General features: G+C 34.9%; 27 protein-coding genes and 1 tRNA gene. 19 read left to right on the forward strand and 9 right to left on the reverse strand.

From position 1 onward, the window contains the following. Window positions 1-22 precede the first annotated feature (22 nt). From BXU11_RS10515 to BXU11_RS10535, 5 genes are all read left to right on the forward strand, one after another. Window positions 23-910 carry a dienelactone hydrolase family protein gene (locus tag BXU11_RS10515; protein WP_078212495.1) on the forward strand — a complete coding sequence of 296 codons (888 nt, stop codon included), beginning with the start codon at window positions 23-25 and terminating at the stop codon, window positions 908-910. 60 nt (window positions 911-970) lie between these two features. Further along, window positions 971-1,579 carry a YkgJ family cysteine cluster protein gene (locus tag BXU11_RS10520; RefSeq protein ID WP_078212496.1) on the forward strand — a complete coding sequence of 203 codons (609 nt, stop codon included), beginning with the start codon at window positions 971-973 and terminating at the stop codon, window positions 1,577-1,579. Window positions 1,580-1,878: 299 nt separating this feature from the next. Continuing rightward, window positions 1,879-2,517: a CatB-related O-acetyltransferase gene (locus tag BXU11_RS10525; RefSeq protein ID WP_078212497.1), complete on the forward strand. Its 639-nt coding sequence runs from the start codon at window positions 1,879-1,881 to the stop codon at window positions 2,515-2,517. Further along, window positions 2,507-3,160 carry a hypothetical protein gene (locus BXU11_RS10530; RefSeq protein ID WP_024981246.1) on the forward strand — a complete coding sequence of 218 codons (654 nt, stop codon included), beginning with the start codon at window positions 2,507-2,509 and terminating at the stop codon, window positions 3,158-3,160. Before BXU11_RS10525 ends, BXU11_RS10530 begins: the two co-directional genes overlap by 11 nt. Window positions 3,161-3,169: 9 nt before the next feature. Then, entirely contained in the window at window positions 3,170-4,018 is an 849-nt protein-coding gene (locus BXU11_RS10535; RefSeq protein ID WP_078212498.1) for a sulfurtransferase, read from the forward strand. Between the two features lie 62 nt (window positions 4,019-4,080). Here the strand turns inward: BXU11_RS10535 and BXU11_RS10540 are convergent, their stop codons facing one another. The 3 genes from BXU11_RS10540 to BXU11_RS10550 form a co-directional block, all read right to left on the reverse strand. After that, window positions 4,081-4,914, reverse strand: a complete 834-nt coding sequence (locus tag BXU11_RS10540; RefSeq protein ID WP_024981244.1) for an OmpA family protein — start codon at window positions 4,912-4,914, stop codon at window positions 4,081-4,083. Window positions 4,915-4,979: 65 nt separating this feature from the next. After that, window positions 4,980-5,972: a glycosyltransferase family 2 protein gene (locus BXU11_RS10545; RefSeq protein WP_078212499.1), complete on the reverse strand. Its 993-nt coding sequence runs from the start codon at window positions 5,970-5,972 to the stop codon at window positions 4,980-4,982. A gap of 9 nt (window positions 5,973-5,981) precedes the next feature. Continuing rightward, complete coding sequence (locus BXU11_RS10550) at window positions 5,982-6,446, reverse strand: type I restriction enzyme HsdR N-terminal domain-containing protein (protein ID WP_024981242.1); 465 nt, start codon at window positions 6,444-6,446, stop codon at window positions 5,982-5,984. Between the two features lie 147 nt (window positions 6,447-6,593). Between BXU11_RS10550 and holA the strand changes: the two genes are divergently transcribed. The 7 genes from holA (at window position 6,594) to BXU11_RS10585 (ending at window position 12,987) form a co-directional block, all read left to right on the forward strand. Next, complete coding sequence (gene holA, locus BXU11_RS10555) at window positions 6,594-7,598, forward strand: DNA polymerase III subunit delta (RefSeq protein WP_024981241.1); 1,005 nt, start codon at window positions 6,594-6,596, stop codon at window positions 7,596-7,598. A gap of 94 nt (window positions 7,599-7,692) precedes the next feature. Next, window positions 7,693-7,875 (forward strand): CAL67264 family membrane protein, encoded by a 183-nt coding sequence (locus BXU11_RS10560; RefSeq protein ID WP_035717520.1) that lies wholly within the window; start codon window positions 7,693-7,695, stop codon window positions 7,873-7,875. Between the two features lie 59 nt (window positions 7,876-7,934). Next, on the forward strand, window positions 7,935-9,629 hold the full coding sequence (gene ettA / locus BXU11_RS10565; RefSeq protein ID WP_024981240.1) for an energy-dependent translational throttle protein EttA: 1,695 nt from the start codon (window positions 7,935-7,937) through the stop codon (window positions 9,627-9,629). 474 nt (window positions 9,630-10,103) lie between these two features. After that, entirely contained in the window at window positions 10,104-10,646 is a 543-nt protein-coding gene (locus BXU11_RS10570; protein ID WP_024981239.1) for a hypothetical protein, read from the forward strand. Beyond that, a complete protein-coding gene (locus BXU11_RS10575; protein WP_078212500.1) occupies window positions 10,646-11,488 on the forward strand; it encodes an ABC transporter ATP-binding protein in 843 nt (280 codons plus the stop codon). The genes BXU11_RS10570 and BXU11_RS10575 overlap by 1 nt, the downstream gene beginning before the upstream one ends. A 3-nt stretch (window positions 11,489-11,491) precedes the next feature. Then, window positions 11,492-12,325, forward strand: coding sequence for an ABC transporter permease (locus tag BXU11_RS10580; protein ID WP_223253718.1), 834 nt, complete (start codon window positions 11,492-11,494; stop codon window positions 12,323-12,325). Between the two features lie 83 nt (window positions 12,326-12,408). Beyond that, the gene (locus BXU11_RS10585; protein ID WP_223253719.1) at window positions 12,409-12,987 is read left to right on the forward strand and encodes a hypothetical protein; all 579 of its coding nucleotides are present in this window, start codon (window positions 12,409-12,411) and stop codon (window positions 12,985-12,987) included. Here BXU11_RS10585 and BXU11_RS10590 read toward each other — a convergent pair. After that, window positions 12,984-13,214, reverse strand: a complete 231-nt coding sequence (locus BXU11_RS10590) for a hypothetical protein (RefSeq protein WP_078212503.1) — start codon at window positions 13,212-13,214, stop codon at window positions 12,984-12,986. The two genes, BXU11_RS10585 and BXU11_RS10590, sit on opposite strands and share 4 nt — an antisense overlap. Before the next feature lie 187 nt (window positions 13,215-13,401). Here BXU11_RS10590 and BXU11_RS10595 point away from each other — a divergent pair, with 187 nt between their 5' ends. After that, window positions 13,402-13,773: a helix-turn-helix domain-containing protein gene (locus tag BXU11_RS10595; protein WP_078212504.1), complete on the forward strand. Its 372-nt coding sequence runs from the start codon at window positions 13,402-13,404 to the stop codon at window positions 13,771-13,773. Here BXU11_RS10595 and BXU11_RS10600 read toward each other — a convergent pair. After that, window positions 13,749-14,270 (reverse strand): lactoylglutathione lyase family protein, encoded by a 522-nt coding sequence (locus BXU11_RS10600; RefSeq protein WP_035717539.1) that lies wholly within the window; start codon window positions 14,268-14,270, stop codon window positions 13,749-13,751. The genes BXU11_RS10595 and BXU11_RS10600 overlap by 25 nt on opposite strands. A 330-nt stretch (window positions 14,271-14,600) precedes the next feature. Between BXU11_RS10600 and BXU11_RS10605 the strand changes: the two genes are divergently transcribed. From BXU11_RS10605 to BXU11_RS10615, 3 genes are read left to right on the forward strand one after another with little or no spacing between them, the layout of a single operon-like run. Further along, window positions 14,601-15,176, forward strand: coding sequence for a Crp/Fnr family transcriptional regulator (locus tag BXU11_RS10605; protein ID WP_078212505.1), 576 nt, complete (start codon window positions 14,601-14,603; stop codon window positions 15,174-15,176). A 56-nt stretch (window positions 15,177-15,232) separates the two neighbouring features. Then, window positions 15,233-15,559: a multidrug efflux SMR transporter gene (locus tag BXU11_RS10610; protein ID WP_024981230.1), complete on the forward strand. Its 327-nt coding sequence runs from the start codon at window positions 15,233-15,235 to the stop codon at window positions 15,557-15,559. Window positions 15,560-15,570: 11 nt separating this feature from the next. Then, window positions 15,571-16,848 carry an NAD(P)/FAD-dependent oxidoreductase gene (locus tag BXU11_RS10615; protein WP_078212506.1) on the forward strand — a complete coding sequence of 426 codons (1,278 nt, stop codon included), beginning with the start codon at window positions 15,571-15,573 and terminating at the stop codon, window positions 16,846-16,848. Between the two features lie 77 nt (window positions 16,849-16,925). On the opposite strand, the gene BXU11_RS10620 is transcribed toward BXU11_RS10615, so the two are convergent. Further along, on the reverse strand, window positions 16,926-18,710 hold the full coding sequence (locus tag BXU11_RS10620) for an ABC transporter ATP-binding protein (protein WP_078212507.1): 1,785 nt from the start codon (window positions 18,708-18,710) through the stop codon (window positions 16,926-16,928). Window positions 18,711-18,918: 208 nt separating this feature from the next. Here BXU11_RS10620 and BXU11_RS10625 point away from each other — a divergent pair. From BXU11_RS10625 to BXU11_RS18095, 3 genes are all read left to right on the forward strand, one after another. Beyond that, window positions 18,919-18,993: transfer RNA gene (locus tag BXU11_RS10625), tRNA-Val, on the forward strand. A gap of 178 nt (window positions 18,994-19,171) precedes the next feature. Next, window positions 19,172-19,699, forward strand: a complete 528-nt coding sequence (locus BXU11_RS18090) for a serine hydrolase (RefSeq protein ID WP_223253720.1) — start codon at window positions 19,172-19,174, stop codon at window positions 19,697-19,699. 77 nt (window positions 19,700-19,776) lie between these two features. Further along, a complete protein-coding gene (locus BXU11_RS18095) occupies window positions 19,777-20,304 on the forward strand; it encodes a hypothetical protein (protein WP_223253721.1) in 528 nt (175 codons plus the stop codon). Between the two features lies 1 nt (window position 20,305). Here BXU11_RS18095 and BXU11_RS10635 read toward each other — a convergent pair whose 3' ends face one another. Genes BXU11_RS10635 through BXU11_RS10645 form a run of 3 tightly spaced genes read right to left on the reverse strand, consistent with a single transcriptional unit; the run spans window position 20,306 to window position 22,647 of the window. After that, the gene (locus BXU11_RS10635; RefSeq protein ID WP_078212508.1) at window positions 20,306-21,238 is read right to left on the reverse strand and encodes a transglutaminase; all 933 of its coding nucleotides are present in this window, start codon (window positions 21,236-21,238) and stop codon (window positions 20,306-20,308) included. Between the two features lie 20 nt (window positions 21,239-21,258). After that, window positions 21,259-22,110 carry a substrate-binding domain-containing protein gene (locus BXU11_RS10640; protein WP_078212509.1) on the reverse strand — a complete coding sequence of 284 codons (852 nt, stop codon included), beginning with the start codon at window positions 22,108-22,110 and terminating at the stop codon, window positions 21,259-21,261. Beyond that, the gene (locus tag BXU11_RS10645) at window positions 22,111-22,647 is read right to left on the reverse strand and encodes a GNAT family N-acetyltransferase (protein ID WP_078212510.1); all 537 of its coding nucleotides are present in this window, start codon (window positions 22,645-22,647) and stop codon (window positions 22,111-22,113) included. It lies immediately after the preceding gene. Window positions 22,648-22,655 lie beyond the last annotated feature (8 nt).

Below are 22,655 nucleotides of genomic sequence, written 5' to 3' on the forward strand. Positions count from 1 at the left end.
ATACTAACCAAAAAATGACCAAATGAAAGAAATTACCAAAGCTGACATCAGTCAAGAAGTTTTTGATTTATATGATGATTATGCTCATAACAAAATAGAAAGAAGGCAATTTATTGAAAAATTATCGTTGTTTGCCGTAGGCAGTTTGACGCTTCCAACGCTTTTAAATTTTATGACACCAAATTATAAGGACACTCAAACTATTGCTGCAGATGATCCGAGATTACAATCAGAAATGATTAGTTATCCTTCACCAAAAGGAGGCGGAACAATCAAAGGATTGCTTTCGAAACCTACTGACAAAAAGAAAAAACTCCCTGGTATAATTGTCGTTCATGAAAACAGAGGTTTAAATCCCTACATTGAAGATGTTGGAAGAAGAGGAGCCCTAGAAGGCTTTATTACATTAGCTCCCGATGCCTTGAGCCCGCTTGGTGGCTATCCCGGAAATGATGATGCTGGTCGTGAATTACAAAAAAAACGTACCCGTGAAGAAATGCTCGAAGACTTTATTGCTGCCTACGACTTTTTAAAAAATCATAAAGATTGTAACGGTCATGTAGGCGTGGTAGGATTTTGTTTTGGAGGATGGATTGCTAATATGATGGCCGTTCGGATTCCAAAACTAAGCGCTGCTGTTCCGTTTTATGGAGGACAACCAAGTTCAGATGATGCCGCTAAAATAAAAGCACCGCTTTTGATACAATATGCTGCTTTAGACACTCGAGTAAACGAAGGTTGGCCCGCCTATGAAACCATTTTAAAACAAAACAAAGTTGATTACACAGTCTTTATCTATCCTGATGTAAATCACGGTTTTCACAACAATACTACACCAAGATACGATGAAAAAGCAGCAACATTGGCATGGACACGAACCATCGCTTTTTTCAAAGAACAGTTAAAATAAATGAAATAGTAACACACATACCTCCTTTCCAAACGTAATTAGACTACCTTGTCCAAAAAAATGGCAATTATCCAAAAAGTACAGTTGGTAGAAGAATTATTCGAAGCCCTTGAAAATGAAATTGCTAGTTTTAAAAACCACACCAAATTAGACTGCATTGCTGGGTGCGGAAATTGTTGTAATAATGCAAAAGTAGACGCCTCTCCTTTAGAATTTTTTCCATGGGCTTTTCATTTATTCGTAAAAGGACAAGCCGAAAACACTATAAAAGCGCTACAAAATACAACAGATGCTCGTTGTTTTATGTTTAAAGCACTTTCTTTTACAGATGTCAGAGCAGGAAAATGTACCGATTATAAGTATAGAGGTTTAATTTGCAGATTATTTGGTTTTGCTGCCAACCGTGACAAATACGGACAAATGCGAATGGCTACCTGCGCAAGAATTAAAGAAGAACAAAAACAACAATTTACAGAAGCTGAAATAGCGATTTCAAACGGGCTTTATCTCCCTGTTTTTAGCGATTATTACACCAAACTATCCTCTATCGATGCTAGGCTTGGAAAAGATTTGTATCCAATTAATCAAGCGCTTCAAATAGCACTCGAAGAAATTTTACATTACTACGCCTACAGACCTTTCCCCGATGGATTAAAAGATAGTGCATAATCTAGCTATTCCGTCTTTAGCAAAACAACTAAAATTTAGCTAATATTTTTACTTTATCTTCCAGAAAAGCATTTCAAAACGTCTGATTTCTTATCATTTGACACTAATTTGAAGGGATTAGAATAGTCACGATCAAGAGTAAAAAAATTCGTGAATTCGTGACTAAATTGCTAATAAATCAATCGTTACTTTATAATTTAAAAAAAACAAAATTTCTAATTAATTTTTAAATTATATTTGAGATAAAGTTGCATAGACTGTTTTTTATTATAAATTTTTCTGTTTTCAACCGTTTATTGATGAATTATCCCAACAAAAATTTAAAATTTCCACTCGGAAATTACAATAGATTATGTTTTTTAAAAAACATAATCACCAATCCCAACATTATCGTTGGTGATTACACGTATTATGACGATTTTGAAGATGTGTCTAATTTTGAGAAAAATGTAAAATATCATTTTGATTTTATAGGCGATCAATTGATTATTGGCAAATTTTGCATGATCGCTTCCAATGTAACTTTTATAATGAACGGGGCCAATCATCTCACAGATTGCATTAGCTCCTTCCCTTTTGCCATTTTTGGAAAAGAATGGAAGCATGCAATGGATGGCAAATCATATCCCAATAAAGGAAATACGGTAATTGGGAACGATGTTTGGATAGGATATAATGTCACAATTATGCCAGGAATAAGCATTGGAGATGGGGCAATAATAGCAGCAAATACAACGGTAACCAAAAACATTCCTCCGTATGCGGTGGCGGGTGGAAATCCGTCGAGAATAATCAAAAAAAGATTCTCGAATGAAGAAATTGAAACACTCTTAGCCCTTAAATGGTGGGATTGGAATATAGAAAAAATTACTAGCCATGTCGCTGATCTAACTGGAGATGCTATTACTAATTTGAAAGCTATCGCAAATGAAGAATAATCTCTTTCTTGTATTGTTTATTTGTTTCACTACCTATTTATATTCACAAGAAAAGGCAATAAATATTGATCCAGAAGACATCATTATAGAAGAAGTTACCAATGGAAAAATTGAAAACAACGTATTCATCTGCAATCTGTTTGATTGGAAAATTGCTATCCCTCAAGGATTTATAGTCACCGAATCCTCAAGAATAGATGAACTCGAAAAAAAAGGATATGCTTTTATCAATAATAACAATCCTGAAGCAACAAAAATCAATCCTCATCCGTCACATTTAATTGGTTTTGAAAGAAATAAATACAATTATTTTAAATCGAGTTACGAAACTTTAAAGAGAACTAAAAAAATTAATTTGGATGAACATAAAAATTTTTCGGTACAAGTATTAACCAACACTTATTCAAAAATCAAAGAGTTAAAATCCGAAATAAACACCTCCAATTTACAATTAGGATCCCATCAATTCTACAAAATCATGATCAGGCTATATAACATCAAGAATGATCAATTAGTAATAACACAAGAAATTTACAATACTTTCATTAATGGTCATTTGTTTAGCGCTTCCATAAACTATACCAATGAAATTACGGGAATGCTATTGTATTATAGTTTAAAAAAATCATTTGAATCCAAATAATAATTAAACATGTCAGTATCCACTATTATAAACGCAACCGAGTTACTAACTATTTACAAAACCGAAAACATCCTTTTAGTTGATGCCAGCAATGGACCAAACACCAAACTCAATTACGAAAACAAACATTTGGAAGGTGCCCTTTTTGTTGATGCAAATACACAATTGGCCACTATCGAAACTGATGTTGCTGTTGGTGGCAGACATCCATTGCCTAGCTTAGAAGATTTTTCAAAAACTTTGGGAGATCTAGGCATTACTCCTCAAACGTGGGTAGTGATTTATGATGATAAAAATGGGGCAAACGCCGCCGCTCGTTTTTGGTGGATGCTACGCGCTGTAGGCCATGAAAAAGCACAAGTACTTAATGGTGGCATTCAAGCGGCAGAAAAAATAGGTTTCCCGGTAAATTCAGAACCCGTTCATGTGGTAAAAAAGGAAAAATATCCTTGTACAACTTGGCAATGGCCTTTGGCTTCGATGGAAGAAGTTGAGAATGTAGCCGAACTCCCTTCACATACTGTAATAGATGTAAGAGAAGCTTTTCGCTATAACGGAGAGAGCGAACCCATTGACCTCATAGCTGGACACATTCCGGGTGCCATCAACTTTCCTTTTACACAAAATCTGGATGAAAATGGATTGTTTTTACCAAAAGAAGTGTTACAGGAAAAATACACTGCAATCCTTTCGGATACAAAATCAGAAAACACCATTATTCATTGTGGATCAGGCATAACGGCTTGCCATACTTTATTAGCCATACATCAGGCTGGTTTTGCTATGCCTAAATTATATGTGGGTTCCTGGAGTGAATGGAGCAGAAATCATAAACCAATCGCACCTCATCAACAATAGAAATAACAAAAAGGGCTGTCTCAAAAACGAAACAGCCCTTTTTTATGATCATCAAACAATACTTATTGTTGTTGTTTTTTCATTTCTTTTTCGATCATATCATAGAATTGATCAATTTTTGGCATCACAACAATTCTTGTTCTTCTGTTTTTTGCTTTGTTTTCTGGTGAATCATTTTCAAACAAAGGCACGTAAGAACTTCTTCCTGCTGCGATCAATTGCGCTGGTTTTACCCCTAAATCATTAGTTAAAACTCTAATAATTGAAGTAGAACGTTTTACACTCAAATCCCAGTTATCCAATAATACTCCATTACTTCTGTAAGGAACATTATCTGTATGACCTTCAACCATACATTCAAAATCAGGTTTATCGTTCACTACTTTCGCTACTTTGGCTAACACAGCTTTTGCTTTATCCGTTACATCATAGCTACCGCTTTTGAACAATAATTTATCTGCAATCGAAATAAACACTACTCCTTTTTCTACGTTAATTTCGATATCTGGATCTGAAATCCCAACAGAACTTTTCAAACTTGTCACCAAAGCCAATGTTACACTGTCTTTTTTGGTTAAAGCATCTTGCATTCTACTAATTTTCAAATCTTTTTCTTTGATTGACTCTAAAGCCTTCTCGATATTCTCTGCTCCTTTTGTAGTTAGAACCGTCATATCTTTTGAAGTATTGATCAACAATTGATTTTTCTCTCTCAATCCTTCTACTGTAGCAGCAAGTCCAGCTCTTTCTTCTAAACAAGAATTTAATTTTACAGTAGCTGTATTCAACAAATCTTGAGTTTCCTTATTTTTTGACTCCAATTCACTGTATTTTTTCTTAGAAACACAAGAAGTTAACAACGTCAAAACTGATAAAGCTAATACTACTTTTCTCATAATTATAATTTTAAAATGTTTTACAAATTTAAATGAAATTCTAAATCCCTAGGTATAAAATATTGTTAAACTAGCTTTTCAAAAATGGTGCCATTCTTAATAAAATAAGAAAAAACAACGCTCTTTACCTTGTAATACGCTTCCTTTTGAACCGCACCCCTTTTACCAAAACACTTACTAAAGTACTGATAAAAAGCCACATGTGCTTTCAAAACAGAAAAAAAATGTTTTGGCTTTCCTTTTGCTAAAAATTGTAATCCCGCTATTCCATCGAGTAACATTCGAATAAAGAGTCGGCTGTATAATACTTTTTTGGGTAAATTTTTAGTGAGCATAAAAAGTGAATTTCGAAAATTCAACTCCGTTTTTTTAGGATTCCCTTGCTGTAAGGTAGCGCCTCCTACATGATACACTACCGATTTCGGATTATATTTAATGGTATAACCTTTATTAATAGCCCTCCAGCACAAGTCAATTTCTTCTTGATGTGCAAAAAAACTCGCATCAAAACCCGCTAATGTGGTATAAACTTCAGATCGAATAAAAAAACAAGCCCCTGAAGCCCAAAAGATTTCGGCAACATCATCATATTGCCCCAAATCTTTTTCGATGGTATCAAAAATACGTCCACGACAAAAAGGGAAACCATACTTATCGATATAACCACCAGCCGCTCCTGCATATTCGAAGTATGCTTTGTTTTTAAAATCTAAAATTTTGGGTTGTAAAATAGCCGTTTTAGGTTCATTTTCAAAGGTAGAAATCATCGGTTCCAACCAATTGGGCGTCACCTCAACATCTGAATTGACCAATACAAAAATATCAGCTGTTACCTTTTTCAACGCTTCGTTGTATCCACCAGCAAAACCATAATTGGCTTTATTTTGAATAATCTGAACCGATGGAAAATTTGCTTGAACAAAAGATACCGAAGCATCTGTCGAAGCATTATCGGCTACGTAAATAGTTGCCTGAGGTGAATGTGCAATGATGGTGGGCAAAAATTGCTCCAATAAAGAAATTCCATTCCAATTTAAGATAACTACAGCTACGGTCATTTACTATTATTAATGTGATAAAAAACTTGGGTTTTGATACTCGGGAAGCGCTCTCAAAAAATCATATTTTTCATTCTCAAAGTCCATGGTACAATAAAAATGATGCAATCCATTAGTCACCATCAAATATTGAGATTTTAAAGTCATGTTGTACTGCGCAATTTGATCAAAGGTATTCTGACTAATGGTAATATGAGGTGCTTTACATTCTACAAGGGCAAAAATAGTTCCGTTGGGATTAAAAATTACAATATCATACCGCTTTCGCAATCCGTTAACGTGCAACACTTTTTCAACATTAATCAAAGATTTTGGGTATTTTTTTTCTTGAATTAAAAAGTGAACAACATGTTGTCGGACCCATTCTTCTGGGGTAAGTATTATGAATTTTTTACGTATTTCATCAAAAATAGCCACTTTATTTTCGCTATTTTTGAATCGAAATGTGTACGATGGAAAATTGAGTTCTTGCATGTAGCAAAAGTAACGCTTTTGGCATAGAGAAAAAAGAGAATAAAAGATAGACGAAAAGATAAAAAACTGCAGTAGTAATATGACAATAACAAAAGAAGTTTTAGGCATTAACCCATTAAAACCGGTAAAATAAACTAGTAAATTACTATGGACGAAGTAATAAAAATTGTCAACGATATAAAAGCCGGAAACCTAAAACCGATCTATTTTTTAATGGGCGAAGAGCCTTATTATATCGACAAACTATCCGATTTTATTGAAGACAACGTGCTAAGTGAAGACGAAAAAGGTTTCAATCAAACCGTGCTTTATGGTCGAGATGTCTCAGTAGAGGATGTTGTCAGCACCGCTAAACGCTATCCAATGATGGCCGAGCGACAAGTGGTTATTGTTAAAGAAGCCCAAGAACTTTCAAGAACCATTGATAAATTTGAAAGTTATGCCAATAACCCGATGCCTACCACAGTTTTGGTACTTTGTTACAAATACAAAACACTAGATAAACGTAAAAAAGTGACCAAAGTTTTGGCTAAAAATGGTTTGGTGTACGAAAGCAAGAAATTGTACGAAAACCAAGTTGGAGATTGGATCAAAAGAGTATTAGCCGGCAAAAAATATGCTATCGAACCCAAAGCCTCAGCTATGTTGGTGGAGTTTTTAGGTACCGACTTGAGTCGGATTAATAATGAATTAGAAAAATTAAAAATAATACTACCCGCAGGCAGCACGATTACGGCTCATCATATTGAAGAAAACATTGGTTTTAGCAAAGATTTTAATGTTTTTGAATTGCGAAAAGCCATAGGCGAACGCAATCAATTAAAAGCCTACACTATCGCAGAAAACTTTGCCCAAAATCCCAAAGACAATCCAATTGTAATGACTACAGGATTGGTCTTTAGTTTTTTTATCCAATTGCTAAAGTATCACGGACTGAAAGATAAAAACCCAAAAAATGTCGCCGCCGTTTTAGGTGTAAACCCCTTTTTTTTAAAAGACTACGATTTGGCTCTTAAAAACTATCCTATGAAAAAAGTCAGTCAAATCGTGGGCTCTTTGCGTGAAATCGACGTCAAAAGTAAAGGTGTGGGAGCCAATGCACTTTCGAATGGTGATTTGCTAAAAGAAATGTTGTTTCATATCTTTAATTAAACACTTAAAGTAGCATTTATACTTTTATTTTGTGAAAAAAAAATATAAAAAATAACGATATTTGCAGTTCCGAAAAAAATAAAATACCACAAATATGGGAATGAATAAAAACACCATCCTAGGATGGGCCGCATTTATAATGTTTTTAATGGGCATTTTGCTCATTGGTCTAGGCGCATTTCGCTACAGAGATGTTTCTGGCTGGGGATTTGCCGCTGTTGGCATTGGTTTTTTAGCCAACGCTTGGGTTTTCAGTTCTCTGAAAGGACGCGTGTAGCTTGGTGAAATAAGTCATCAATTACAAACAATACACATTAATCTAAATAAACTAAAAATATGTCAGACGATAAGAAGGTCATTTTCTCGATGCAGAAACTGAGCAAAACCTATCAAGGTGCAGATAAACCAGTATTAAAAAACATTTATTTGAGTTTCTTTTATGGAGCAAAAATTGGTATTTTGGGTCTCAATGGATCCGGTAAATCTTCTCTTTTAAAAATTATTGCTGGGGTTGATAAAAATTACCAAGGTGATGTAGTCTTTCAACCAGGATACACAGTTGGCTATTTAGAACAAGAACCCATTTTGGATGACTCCAAAACAGTCATTGAAATCGTTCGTGAAGGAGCAGCCGAAACCATGGCAGTGCTTGAAGAATACAACCAAATCAACGATTTATTTGGTCTTGAAGAAAACTATTCTGATCCAGACAAAATGGACAAATTGATGGACCGACAAGCAGCCTTACAAGATAAAATTGATGCCTTAGGAGCTTGGGAAATTGATACCAAGTTGGAAATTGCTATGGATGCGTTACGTACTCCAGATGGTGATACCCCGATCAAAAACCTTTCTGGTGGTGAGCGTCGTCGTGTAGCTTTATGTCGTTTGTTGTTGCAACAACCTGATGTATTACTTTTGGATGAGCCTACCAACCACTTAGATGCTGAATCTGTATTGTGGTTAGAGCAACACTTAGCGCAATACTCAGGAACCGTAATTGCCGTAACGCACGATCGTTATTTCTTAGATAACGTTGCGGGATGGATTTTGGAATTAGACCGCGGAGAAGGTATTCCTTGGAAAGGAAATTATTCTTCTTGGTTGGATCAAAAATCAAATCGTTTGGCACAAGAAGAAAAAGTAGCTTCCAAACGCAGAAAAACTTTGGAACGCGAGTTAGACTGGGTACGTCAAGGTGCCAAAGGTCGTCAAACCAAACAAAAAGCGCGTTTGCAGAACTACGACAAACTTTTGAATGAAGATCAAAAACAACTCGACGAAAAATTAGAAATTTACATTCCTAATGGACCACGTTTGGGAACCAACGTAATCGAGGCCAAAAATGTAGCGAAAGCTTTTGGCGAAAAATTACTCTATGACAACCTTAATTTCACCCTACCGCAAGCCGGAATTGTTGGAATTATTGGACCAAACGGTGCGGGTAAATCCACCATTTTCAAGATGATCATGGGTGAACAACAAACCGATGCAGGTGAGTTTTCGGTAGGAGAAACGGTAAAAATCGCATACGTTGACCAATCACACTCTAATATTGATCCAAACAAATCCATTTGGGAAAACTTTGCCGATGGACAAGAATTGATCATGATGGGCGGAAAACAAGTAAATTCAAGAGCCTACTTATCTCGTTTTAACTTTGGAGGAGGCGAGCAAAACAAGAAAGTATCGATGCTTTCAGGTGGAGAACGTAACCGCTTGCACTTAGCCATGACTTTGAAAGAAGAAGGAAACGTACTGCTTTTAGATGAGCCTACCAATGATTTGGACGTAAATACATTACGTGCACTTGAAGAAGGTTTAGAGAATTTTGCAGGTTGTGCAGTTGTTATTTCGCACGACAGATGGTTCTTAGACCGTATTTGTACGCACATTTTAGCGTTCGAAGGCGACTCTGAAGTATACTTCTTCGAAGGAAGTTTTACAGAATATGAAGAAAACAAAAAGAAACGATTAGGTGGCGACTTGACTCCAAAACGTTTGAAATACAGAAAATTAATCAGAAGCTAAACATCTTCAAAACACTATTTTCAATCCACTATTTGCTAAAAGAGCAAATAGTGGATTTTTTTTTAGGAGCTAATCCTGCTGTACGCTATATCTTTATTTTACGGCTGCCCTCTAAAAAAAGGGCAGCCGCAAAATAAAGGATGCCGCTCCCATCAGGGCTATGGCAGTTGCTTTCTAAACAAGTTCTTTCTACTCTCAAGAAACGAAAAATAAGCCAACATTTATAAACTCATAAATAGTATCTCTCCTTTCATTTCAAGCAAAAATTTAACAAAATAAAAAAATTTTCTTTTTTAACATTGATTTTTATACTTCATAATTCTTAGCCAAAATTAAAATTATATCACAGAATAATAAATTGTTTTTTCTTATTTTGCATTAAAATTTGAGCCTCGATTCGAGCAAAAACAAAAAAAACAAACTACCCAAAAAAAGGGGTAAAATGTAAAAAAACTGTCACTTCCTTTTTTATCTATGTTTGATACAAACTTACCCAAACAACCACCACTAATTGTATCCTATCTAAAGGTAGGAGAATTGCTGTATTATTCGTTAATCCTTTTCATCCTAGAAGCCTGGATTTATGGCATTCAATTGCTGCATGCCATCCAACATAGAGGAACCATAGCGATACTCTTTTGGATAGGCTGTTTTTTGTTTTCCTTTCTACACATTTTTTTGGTACTAGCCGACGGTTGGTCACGCTTTCAAAACTACAAAAGAGCCAAAGATCAATTTTTTATTCATGGTTTTAACCGACGCATTTGCGACACCTACATGGTTTCAAAATGCCAACGCATAGCCGCAACAGTTGCCGCCGACGAACTGGGTTTTAAAGATGAAATCGTCGATTATTACAAACAAAAAGGTGTAAAATGGTATCATTTCATCCCCTACTTTATGGTCAACGACCCCTTGTTTTTTTTCAAAAAAAAATTCTGGAATCGCACTTTTCTAGAACCCAGCTATCAATCAAGATTTGATTATAACGCGATTCAAACAAAGCTTACCCAATAATGGAAATACATAATATTTACAAATCCTACGGCAATTTGGAAGTTCTTCGTGGAGTTTCAATGCATTGTCCACCCGGAGAAATCATAGGCTTATTAGGCGCTAATGGTGCAGGAAAAACAACCTTGTTTAAAATTATTTTTGGTTTAATACAACCCGACAGCGGAACGGTGATATTACCACAACATCGCGCAAAACCCTTAGGCGGTATCATTGAGAAGCCCGGTCTGTACGAATATCTTTCGGCTGCAGAAAACCTAAAACTCTTTGCCGGTATGCAAGGACTAAAAACCTCCACAAATTTCACCAATGATTGCCTCATACAAGTAGGACTGGATCCAAATCGGAAAGATGCGGTAAGTCGTTTTTCCATGGGAATGAAACAGCGTTTGGCTATCGCCATTGCGCTACTCAATCAACCTGCTGTGTTGGTTTTAGACGAGCCCTTCAATGGTTTAGACCCGATTGGTGTAGCCGCATTGCGTCAACTTATCCTTGATCTTTGCGAAAAACAACAACTTTCTATTGTACTCTCCTCGCATATTACTGAAGAAATTGCTAAAACCTGCCATCGTCTCTATGTTTTAAAAAAAGGAGAAATGATACACAGTGGACCAACGCAAGAATTACTTTCTGCACACACCATAGGCTATGCCATTTACGGAAAAGGAATCGCCAATGCTAAGGCACTTCAAAGCTACACGTACCAAATTCGAGGGCAAATGGCATGGGTAGCCATAACATCAGACCAAATAAGTGATTTGATAAGAGCTTTGTTAAAGGAAGGGATCGCGATTGAATCCTGCATACCCGATTACAGCATGAAAGAACTTTTTGAAATTTAATTTATGATGTGGCAATTAATCAAAATCGAGTGGTACAAACTATTCAAACAAAAGAGAACCTATTGGGCACTTGGAGCCATTGTAATTATTGAAGCAATGGTCTTAGTGGGCGCCTATTTTCAGGGTACCGATATTATTGAACTTCTTTTAGAAAATTTACGTAAATCGTTCTATTTTAAAGGCAATTTATTGAATGGAAACCTAATGGTGTATTTGTTATTGAATACACTTTGGTTTCATTTACCTTTAATCTTGATGATTTTGGTTTCTGGAATGATAACAACGGAATATAAAGACAAAACACTACAAGCTATTTTTCTGCAACCCGTAAGCAAATTGAAATTTATCACAGCAAAATACCTCGTTGCCATGCAGCTTACAATTGTTGTTTTGCTATTTCTTGCTTTTACTTCTATTGTGTTTTCCAATGCTATCTTTGGTCATGGCGATTTGATTGTATATCTAGAATCGCTCAACTTTTTTACAGATGCGATAGCCAAACAACGCATCCTCTTGGCTTTTGTCTCTGGTGGATTCTCTATGTTATTCTACACCGTTGTGAGCATGACGCTGGCTTTAGTCATTAAAGAAGCTACCGCTACTTGGATTGCTTCTTCATTTTTTTTAGTATTTACCAATTTATTGCTCAAAATAGATTTAAGTTCGACTTTCTTAAATCAATGGTTTTATGTAAAATTAATCGACAGTTGGCAATATTTCTTTTATCCTGAAATCGCTTGGAATCAAGTATATTTCAATACCATTTTATTATTCATTTACACTCTGATAACAGCCGTTTTAGGTGGCTATTTATTCATCCGAAAAGACCTTGACTAATGCGACTAATTTTATATATAGGATTATTTTTTCTATCCGTAAATTCCTGCTTTTCTCAACCAATAGACAAACAGCTATTGGCTTTGAAACAACGAATGGATTCGGTGACTTATTTCAATGCAACATTGAATTTGAAAGTCGATATTTCGTTTATTAATATGCCCAATAAACAAGCAAAAATCACTTATACCAAAGGCAAAAGAATGAAAATTGATACCGATGATTTTGTTCTTTTACCCAAAAGAGGATTGGATTTTTCGTTGAACAGCCTCACCGAATATCCATATATTACCGTCGATCGAGGAAGAGCAATTAAAAACGGCAAAAACTGTAAAGTCCTCAACATTATCCCGATTGACCCCAAGGCCGATTTTTCGATAGCAACCGTTTGGCTGGATCAAAAGTCAAAACGTCTTCATGCCACAGAAATTAATACCAAAAAAGATGGAGCCTATCAAATGCTTATGGAATATCAAAAAAACAAAGATATTTTACCTGAAAAAGTAGCCATTAGTTTTGAAATTGAAAAACTAAAAATTCCAATAAACTTTCTAGGAAAAGGAACTACCATTGACAAAAAGAAAATGAAAACGGAAGCCACCAAAAAAGGAAAAATCTATCTACAGTTGATGTATGCCACGATCAAAATGCAGGGCAACTAATTGTTTTTTTCTGTTGCTTTGGGATGATCTTCGTACCAATTTTTGAAGGTTTTAGTGGTACTATAAAAATCTTTCAGCACCTTGTATACCATCAAAACAATCAAGAGATTGCCTATTACAAACAAAATACTCATCATTTTTAAGGAAGTATCTATTTGACAAAAAGCAATAAAAAAGACCCAATATAAAGTAGTAAATCCAACTAAAAAAAAGGCAGTATTTTTCATGAGATCAAATTTAAAATAGTAAATCAAGTTTTAAAAAAGCTGCACTAATTTACATAAATGACTGTATTTCAAATTACAACAATAGTTAATTTACACACAAATTAAAATGTAGTGTAAGAAGAAAGGTTATGCCTACCTTATTTTTTCAAAATCAACTTTTTAAATTTTTAACTACCTTTAATTAAAAATGAATACAAAAAAAGACAAAGAAACGATCCTATACGACAACAAGGAATTCAATTGTCCCTTAGCTTTTACTTTGCGCTTAATTGGAGACAAATACAAAAGCCTCATTTTATTTCACTTAAAAGAAGGTCCCGTCCGATCCGGTGAATTGCAAAAAAGCATCACTGATATTTCAAATAGAATGTTTATCTATTCTTTGCGGGCACTAGAAAAAGATGCCTTAGTTAAACGAACTGTTTTTCCGGTTACTCCACCCAGAGTCGAATATGAATTAACGGCTGCTGGCAAAAGCATCATCCACATTATTCTGCAATTGAACCAATGGGGACAAGATTTTGCAAAATCAAATTATTTGTATGCGCCTTGTGAATAATGAAGTTCATAAGAGTGCGTATAAATCTCGAATACGGTTCCAAATGGATCTTCTACATAACACATGCGATAGGGTTTTTCGCCTGGATAATACTCTCGGATAGGCATTCTTTGTTTGCCACCGGCTGCTACAATTTTTTCAACCAATCCTTCAATATCTGGATCCTGAATTGAAAAATGAAACAACCCAGAACGGAAAGGTTCAAAATTGGGTTTTAGTTCTTTACTTTCCTTAAATTCAAACAATTCTATCCCAATTCTATCTCCTGTTGATAGATGAGCAATTTTAAAGGTGCCCCAACCTTCTCCAAAAACATCAATACACATTTTTCCGATGGCAGTTTCGTTTTCTTCTTTAACAACGGTAGGTTGCATAATAACATAAAAACCTAAAATTTCGGTATAAAACTTTACCGCTTTCTCGATATCTGGAACTGTAATTCCGATATGAGAAAAGGTTTTAGGAAATGGGTTCAAAACTTCATTTTCATTTTTCATAATTAATTTTTTTTGTGAATAACTCAGTGTGGTGAGTAACAATAAAGCTACTCCTAAAATTAATTTATTTTTAAACATAACCAATGATTTATGGTGCAAAATTAAAGCTTTAAATACTGTAAAACAATACATTACACCCAATGCAGCTAGTAACACAAATGTGTATTTTTATGATTCACGGGGAGTTGTAGTCGAAAAAAAATACAAAAAAATAGGACTGTCCTAATTCTTAAAAAAAACAAAGCACCAAGATGAAATGTATTTCTTAAAAAAAGAACACTAGTTCACTCTCAATTGTTTAATTTAGAGTCCATAAACGCAATTAATAAAATGGAAATAGACTTCATAATAAATAATATTTATCCATTACCTGAATCTTCCATAAACTCTTTTAAAGAGGCCATTTCTTTAGTTACATTTCCTAAAGGCCATATTTTAATGCATGAAAATAAAATCGAAAACCATATTTATATCATTAAAAAAGGGATTGTTAGAGCTTACACCAACTTTGACGGTAAGGAAGTCACATTCTGGTTCGGAAAAGAAGCTGATACGGTACTTTCGCTAAAAAACTATGTTTTAAATCAAAAAAGTTACGAAAACATTGAATTACTTGAAGAAAGTAGTTTCTATAAAATTAATCAATCCATTTTGAACCAGCTTTTAACCAGTGATATTCACATTGCCAATTGGGCCAGAAAAATGGCAGAATTGGAGCTAATCAAAACCGAAAAACGATTAATTGACATACAATTCAAGAAGGCTTCTGACAGATACGAGGATTTGATCAATCATCGCCCAGATCTTTTTCAACGCGTTCCGTTGGGAATTATCGCTTCCTATTTAGGTATTTCACAAGTTAGTTTAAGTAGGATCAGAGCAACTCAAAACATTAAAAGTATTTAACATTTGTAAAATTTTAATTGAAAACGGAGCTATAACTTTGTCAAAAAAAATAAATCATGAATTGGATTCTACTCATCATCGCAGGATTATTTGAAGTAGCCTTTGCTGCTTGTTTAGGCAAAGCCAAAGAAACAAACGGTACCGAAATGTATTATTGGTATGCCGGTTTTTTACTCTCATTATTAATCAGCATGGCTTTATTAATAAAAGCTACACAAACCCTTCCCATTGGTACTGCCTATGGAGTTTGGACAGGCATTGGAGCCGTAGGTACGGTTTTGATTGGAATTTTTGTTTTCAAAGAACCAGCTAGTTTCTGGCGATTATTTTTTATAACCACCTTAATTGCTTCCATCATCGGCTTAAAGGTAGTTTCACATTAACCATTACAATCATGAAAAAAATCATCATTATTGGAGGAGGATTTGCAGGACTAAACTTAGCTAAAGATATTACAAACAAAGCCTACGAAATCACTTTGGTGGACAAGAACAATTATGTGTTCTTCCCTCCTTTGCTGTATCAAGTAGCTACTGGTTTTTTGGAACCTTCTAACATTAGCTATCCATTTAGAAAACTATTACGAGACAAGAAAAACGTGAATTTTGTAAATGGTGAACTTTTAAAAATTGAGGCTAATCAGAAAAAAGTGATCCTTTCTACTTGCGAGCTTACGTATGATTATTTAGTATTTGCCACAGGAACAGTTACGAATTATTTTGGAATGAAAAATGTTCAAAAGAATGCCATTCCAATGAAAACGTTGAATGATGCTTTAGAAATGCGTAATTTTTTATTGCAGCAAATCGAAGAAGCCACAAGACTACTCGACAACAAAAAAAAGTTAAAAGAAAAACTTACCATTGTGGTTGCGGGAGGTGGACCTACAGGAGTTGAAATTTCAGGCATGCTGGCAGAGTTACGCAAAACCGTTTTCAAAAAAGATTATCCAGAATTCAACAAGCATCCTTTTAAAGCACATATTTACTTAGTAGATGGCAGCGCACAGCTATTATCTCCTATGAGCAAAAAAGCACAAGAAAGCACTCTAATAGATTTGAAAAAACTAGGCGTCAAAGTGTATTTAAATACGCAGGTCACCGATTTTTCAAATCAAAAAGTACTATTAAGCAATGGAAAAATAATAGAAACCGAAAATTTAATTTGGGCAGCAGGCGTTACGACTCAACAGTTTGAAGGGATTCCATCAGATTGTTTTGGTCGAGGAAAAAGACTTCAAACCAATGGCTATAATGCTATTGAAAATTTAGAAAACTGCTATGCTATCGGTGACAATAGTATTCAGCTTACAGACAAAAATTTTCCAGATGGACATCCTCAAGTGGCACAAGTCGCCTTACAACAAGCTGAAAATTTAGCCAAAAACTTTGATCAGTTAGCCAATGGAAAACCTTTAAAAGAATTTTCATATACAGATAAAGGCTCAATGGCCATCATTGGAAGAAATAAAGCCGTAGCTGATTTACCGAAAAACTTGCATTTCAAAGGCTTTTTCGCTTGGTTTATTTGGGTATTTGTGCACCTAATTTCTTTAATGCATTATCGAAATAAAATGGCTACATTTTATAACTGGTCTATTGCCTACTTCACCAAAGATCATGATTTGAGAATGATTATTAGGCCTAATGCTCCAAATAAAGACAACTCCTAAAATCAAAAAGCAGTGATTCACACCACTGCTTTTTATTTGCATTACATCGATTTTAGACTAAATAACCATGAATATTTCTAAAGCGTACTAAATTGTAAATTACTTAAGTTTTTGTAAATTCCATTTTCCAATGCAATTAGTTCTTGGTGCGTACCTTTTTCAGCAATTTGTCCTTGATCCAACACTAAGATTTGATCCGCACTACGAATCGTTGATAATCGGTGTGCAATGATGATACTCGTTCTTCCTTCCATTAAAATTTCTAAAGCTTCTTGAACTAATTTTTCGCTTTCGCTATCCAAAGAAGAAGTAGCTTCATCCAAAATCAAAATACTAGGATTTTTAAGTAACGCTCTTGCTATAGCAATTCGCTGTCTTTGCCCTCCAGAAAGTTTGATGCCTCTTTCGCCAACAATTGTTTCAAATTGTTCTGGAAATCCTTGAATAAATTGCAGCGCATTGGCTTGCTTAGCGGCTAACATAATTTCTTCGTCGGTGGCATTGGGCTTCCCATAAGCAATATTTTCTTTGATCGTTCCACCAAACAAAATCACATCTTGAGGTACTATACTCATATTACCACGCAAAGCCTCTAAATCGTAGGCCAACATATTTTTATCATCAATGGTAATTGTTCCTCCTGTGGTGTCGTAAAAACGGAGTAGCAAGGAAGCAATAGTTGATTTTCCTGCACCACTTGGCCCAACAATAGCAATTTTTTGTCCGGACAGAGCCGAAAAACTAACTCCTTTCAAAACTTCAATTTCTTTTCGGGAAGGATAGGTAAACGCAACATTTTGAAAAGCAACATCGCCTTTTATTTTAGGAAAATTTTGAATTTCAGTACTATTGATTTTTTCTGGTACTTCTTCTAACAATTCAAACACACGCTCGGTTGCTCCGATGGCTTTCTGCATTTGTGCATACAACTCGGCTATTCCACCCGAAGAGGCACCCACATAACTAGAATACAAAATAAAAGTAAACAATTCGCCCACGGTAATTTCGCCAGCAATACTCAATTGTACGCCATACCAAACTACAGCTACAATGGTTCCGAACAAACACACAATAATAAATGAGGCAAAATAACCGCGCAATTGCCCTCCTTTAATCGCCACTTTGACTACCTCGCGAATTTTTGTAGTATAACGGTCGATCTCGTACCATTCATTTGCAAAAGCTTTGACAATACTAATCCCTTGCATTGTTTCTTCAACTACCACTTGGCTTTCTGCTACTTGATCTTGAACTTTTTTAGAATATTTACGAATGTATCTACCAAAAAACACAGCCGCTACTCCAACCAATGGCACTACAGAAACCATCATAATAGTCAATTTCACATTAATGCTAGCCAGCATAATAAAACTACCTACGATAAGAATAAATTGACGTAAAAATTCGGCAATAGTAGTGGTTAAGGTATCTTGAATTTGACTAATATCATTGCTTATACGGCTATTTAACTCTCCTACTCTTTTTTGAGAAAAAAACGACATGGGCAATTTGACCAAATTGGTATACAACGCCAGTCTAACATTCGCTAAGGTGTTTTCTGTAAAATTCACAAAAAGTGACAATCTAAAAAAAGAAAAAACGGATTGCAAAACCAGTACTAAGGCCAATCCCAAAGCAATTTGATTGGCTAAATCAGCATCTTTCTTGTTAACACAATCCACAAGCATTCCCATAAACTTTGGAAAAGCCAATGCAGTAACACTCGTTAGCAACAGAAACAATAAGCCTAAGTAAAACTTCCATGTATTATTGCCCGCATATCTAAAAATAATCTTGGCTTTGTTGATTGATGTTGCGGTAATTTTTGCTTTAGGCAAATCATTTTCTTTAAATCTTCCCATAATCTTATTTTATAAAGGCCAAATGTAATACTATGGGAAGCGAATACAAAAAAATAAATGCATTTACACCCAAAACTAAACACTTGACTTTTAAGGAATAAAGAAAAAAGCACTGTTTTATTTTATTTTTTTTCAAAAAAACGCTTGCAAATACAAAATCTAGATGTATATTTGCACACGCAATAACGCAAGACATTGCAACCCGAAAGGGCGATTAGCTCAGCTGGTTCAGAGCACCTCGTTTACACCGAGGGGGTCGGGGGTTCGAACCCCTCATCGCCCACAGATAAAATCCGTAACGACTTGAAACATCAAGTTTTTACGGATTTTTTTTATTTTATTTATCCCGAAATTTTGGGACTTCCCTTTTTTTGAAAGGATCAAAAATCATAAATAAAAGCGCTACAATAACTTACCATCTACTTAATTTGTAGTATATTTCAAGCTCTATATATTCATTTATGAAATTTAATGCAAAAATATTACTAGTCATCTTATCAATTGCAGTTTATGGATGCAGCATCACAAGAAACCCTTTGAAACAAACTCTAAAAACTAAAAAAGGGATTATTCATCAAGTAATGCAAAATCCATCAGCCTTTGAAGTTCAAATTATTTACTCTCAAATTACCAGAAACAAACAAGGAAAAGTTTTATTTAAGGATTATAAATATCATGTAGACGCCAATCAGTATTTTTATCCAGCTAGTACGGTCAAATTCCCTATCGCAGTTATGGCGATGGAAAAGTTAGATGCCATACCAAATACTTCAGTTAATTCAACATTTTCTATCGGAGACGCTACTTCAAAGTGGAAGTTTTCTGAGGAGATTTCAAAATTATTTGCTGTAAGCGATAATGAGGCCAGCAATCATCTTTTTGAATTTATTGGATTTAATGCCTTAAACAATGGCTTGAAACAAAAAGGATTGTTTCCTTTTAGAATAACACATAGATTATCAACCCGAACTCGGGTAGTTTACTCATAAAACCCATAACTTTATATAAGGATGACAACACCATAACCGTTTTTCCTTCAACAACTTCTCAAAAATTTGAGCCATTGATGATAAATAATGTCGTTAAAGGAAAAGGTTATTTTAATGATGCTACTAATGCAATAGTTGAAACTCCTTTTGATTTCTCACAAAAAAATTACTACCCGCTAGAAACTTTGCACAATACACTCAAAAGAATTGTCTTTCCTGAAACTTTTAAGGAAAGTGAAAGATTCAAACTTTCTGAAAAAAGCAGAGCTTTTATCTTGTTTTCGATGCAAAATTTACCAAGAAACGCGGGTTATAACCCTAAAGAGTATTATGATGGTTATGGTAAATTTTTCTTATTCGGTGACTCTAAAGAAACCATACCCGATCATATAAAAATTTACAACAAAATAGGACAAGCTTACGGCACAGTAACGGATTGTGCCTATATTGTGGATTCCAAAAACAATATTGAATTTCTACTATCTGCTACTATTTTGGTCAATAACGACAAAATTTTTAATGATGGAATTTATGAATACGATACCATTGGACTTCCTTTTTTAGCAGAATTAGGGCGTCAATTGTATGAAAAAAGCAGAAAATAATCTATATCAAAGTCAAAGCACCTAAAATTTCCTCTGACAAAAATGGTCCTCCAGGATATTTTGCCGTATAATCTAAATTCATCCAAACCTGTCCTCGTTCATCAATATGGTAATGGATTTCTTTGTTAGCACTCTCCTTGGGAAATAATTCGTTTTTAATCAAATAATTTACTTTTTCTAAATCTTCTTTGGTGCCAATTAAAATTTCCGGGTAAATATGCCCTTTGGTATGAATAAGTCGTGGAGTGCCACCAATAGCTCGAACGCAAGCAGCCATCAAAATGGAGTGATCGTCACAATCCCCGGAAAAATAGAGCAAGGATTCAGTAGCTGTCGCAATATAATCGCCATCTTTAGGATCATGTACATAATTCCAACGCGCATTGATTTCTTTGAACACTGCAAAACATTGTATTATGGTTCTATAATCAGAGTAGCCTTTAATGCTTTTAAAATGCTTACTTGTAGCCATTACCGCAAAATTCCTAACCTTAGGGCTTTGGTATTCAATAGCGCGTCTAATTTTTGTTTTATTAGGAAAAGGAAGGAGTTTTGCCACAATAATATCTTGAGGATAAGGGCTATCGGACATAGTGTACACCATTGAATTATAGTCTTCTACTATACTTTCAAAACCATAATTTCCAAAAACACTTCCATAAATTAGCACAAAAAAATACAGAATAATCACTATTAAGGTCAGTGTTTTCATCGCATTCAATATAAAATGAATCACCATAAAAACCAATGCAAAAATAAGTAGTCTATCAAGATTAAAAGCCCAATCTGGATCAATTACATTGTGATGTGCAATAATAAAAACAGGAAATGTAATAATTAAATTTAAAATAGATATAAGCACAACATCCCAAGGTTTCTTGACTTGTAGTTGGGTTTTCAGCTTAGTGACATCAATTTTTTTAGGTGCTATCATATCATTGAAAAGCAGTACGATTATACCTCTTTTACTATAGCAGCAAATGTACTTGTTTTATCAATAATTCCGAGTTCCAATAATTGATTTTGGACATTGTTTAACACATTTTTACTTAGTTGTTTTTGCGACCATTCGGTTAAAGCTAACCATTTTTCAAGATCTTCTTCTTTTTGATGATAGCGTGATGCAAGCTTTGTAACAATGTTAGGTATCAATTTAAATTGTGACGTATTATGGTTGATTATTTCTAGAATTTTGGTAATCACATTTGGGTTTTGGTCTAAAATTTCGTCTCGAACTGCAATAACAAAACAAGGCCAAGGTGTGGGACAATCAGCGATTCTCCTAAAAATTCCTTTGTCAACAAGAGGTTGCGTCATGAATCTTTCCCACATAAAATAATCAGCCGTACCTTCGGTCAAAGCAATGACAGCTCCATCAATCGTATTGACAATTTCAAATAACAAGGAATTAGCATCCCACTTTTGATTACCAGCATTGACATACGCCATTAATTGAGAACCAGAACCTATTCTTGAAATGGCAGCTTTGGTGCCTTCAAGTTGCGCTAAGGTCTCGTATTTAGATTGAGCTGCAACGTGAATTCCCCAAATTAATGGAGTTTCAACATACACTTGAACTATTTTTGAAGGATTGCCAGCGGTAATATCTTTTACGATACCTTCGGTTAAAATAATAGCAATATCCGTACTTCCATCGCGAAGCATTTGGCACATTTTACCCGTCCCTTCTGGAACATCTGTCCATTGCAAGTCGATGGCTGCTTTTTTAAAATCTCCATTTTCTATGGCTAAATGCCAAGGTAAATTAAAATGTTCTGGAACACCAGCTATTCGTATTGTTGTCATTTATTTTTGATTTGGATTAAATAGTTGCCACCATTTCCAATTGATGCCATCTTCAGCCGTATATTCTTCTACAAATTGCATCCCACATTTACTCAGGATATGATTGGAAGCACCATTTTGAGCGTGCGTGTAAGCATTCATTTCTTTAATATTCATTTGATTAAAACCATAATCCAGCCAAAATTTTGTGGCTTCGGTGGCGTAGCCTTTGTTCCAAAAGCGCTCGTCCAAGCGGTATCCATAATCGTAAAAGTTGGTGTTTCCGTTTTCTATATGGTCGTTGATGAACTTAATACCTGTCCAACCGATAAATTGTCCGTCTTCTTTTAAAAAAGTAGCAAAACGGCCAATTTTATTGGTTGCATATTGTTTTTGAAGCGATTCAATCACCGGATAGATTTCTGTAATATCTTGAACGGGTTTGTTCCATAAATATTTATGAACATTAGGATTGGAATCCATAATAAACATGGCTTCGGCATCGTCAAGCGTAAATGGGCGAAGAATTAATCGGTCAGTTTCGAGAAGTACATCCATTTGTGGTA

This window comes from Flavobacterium sp. LM5 (assembly GCF_002017945.1).
Taxonomy (GTDB): domain Bacteria; phylum Bacteroidota; class Bacteroidia; order Flavobacteriales; family Flavobacteriaceae; genus Flavobacterium; species Flavobacterium succinicans.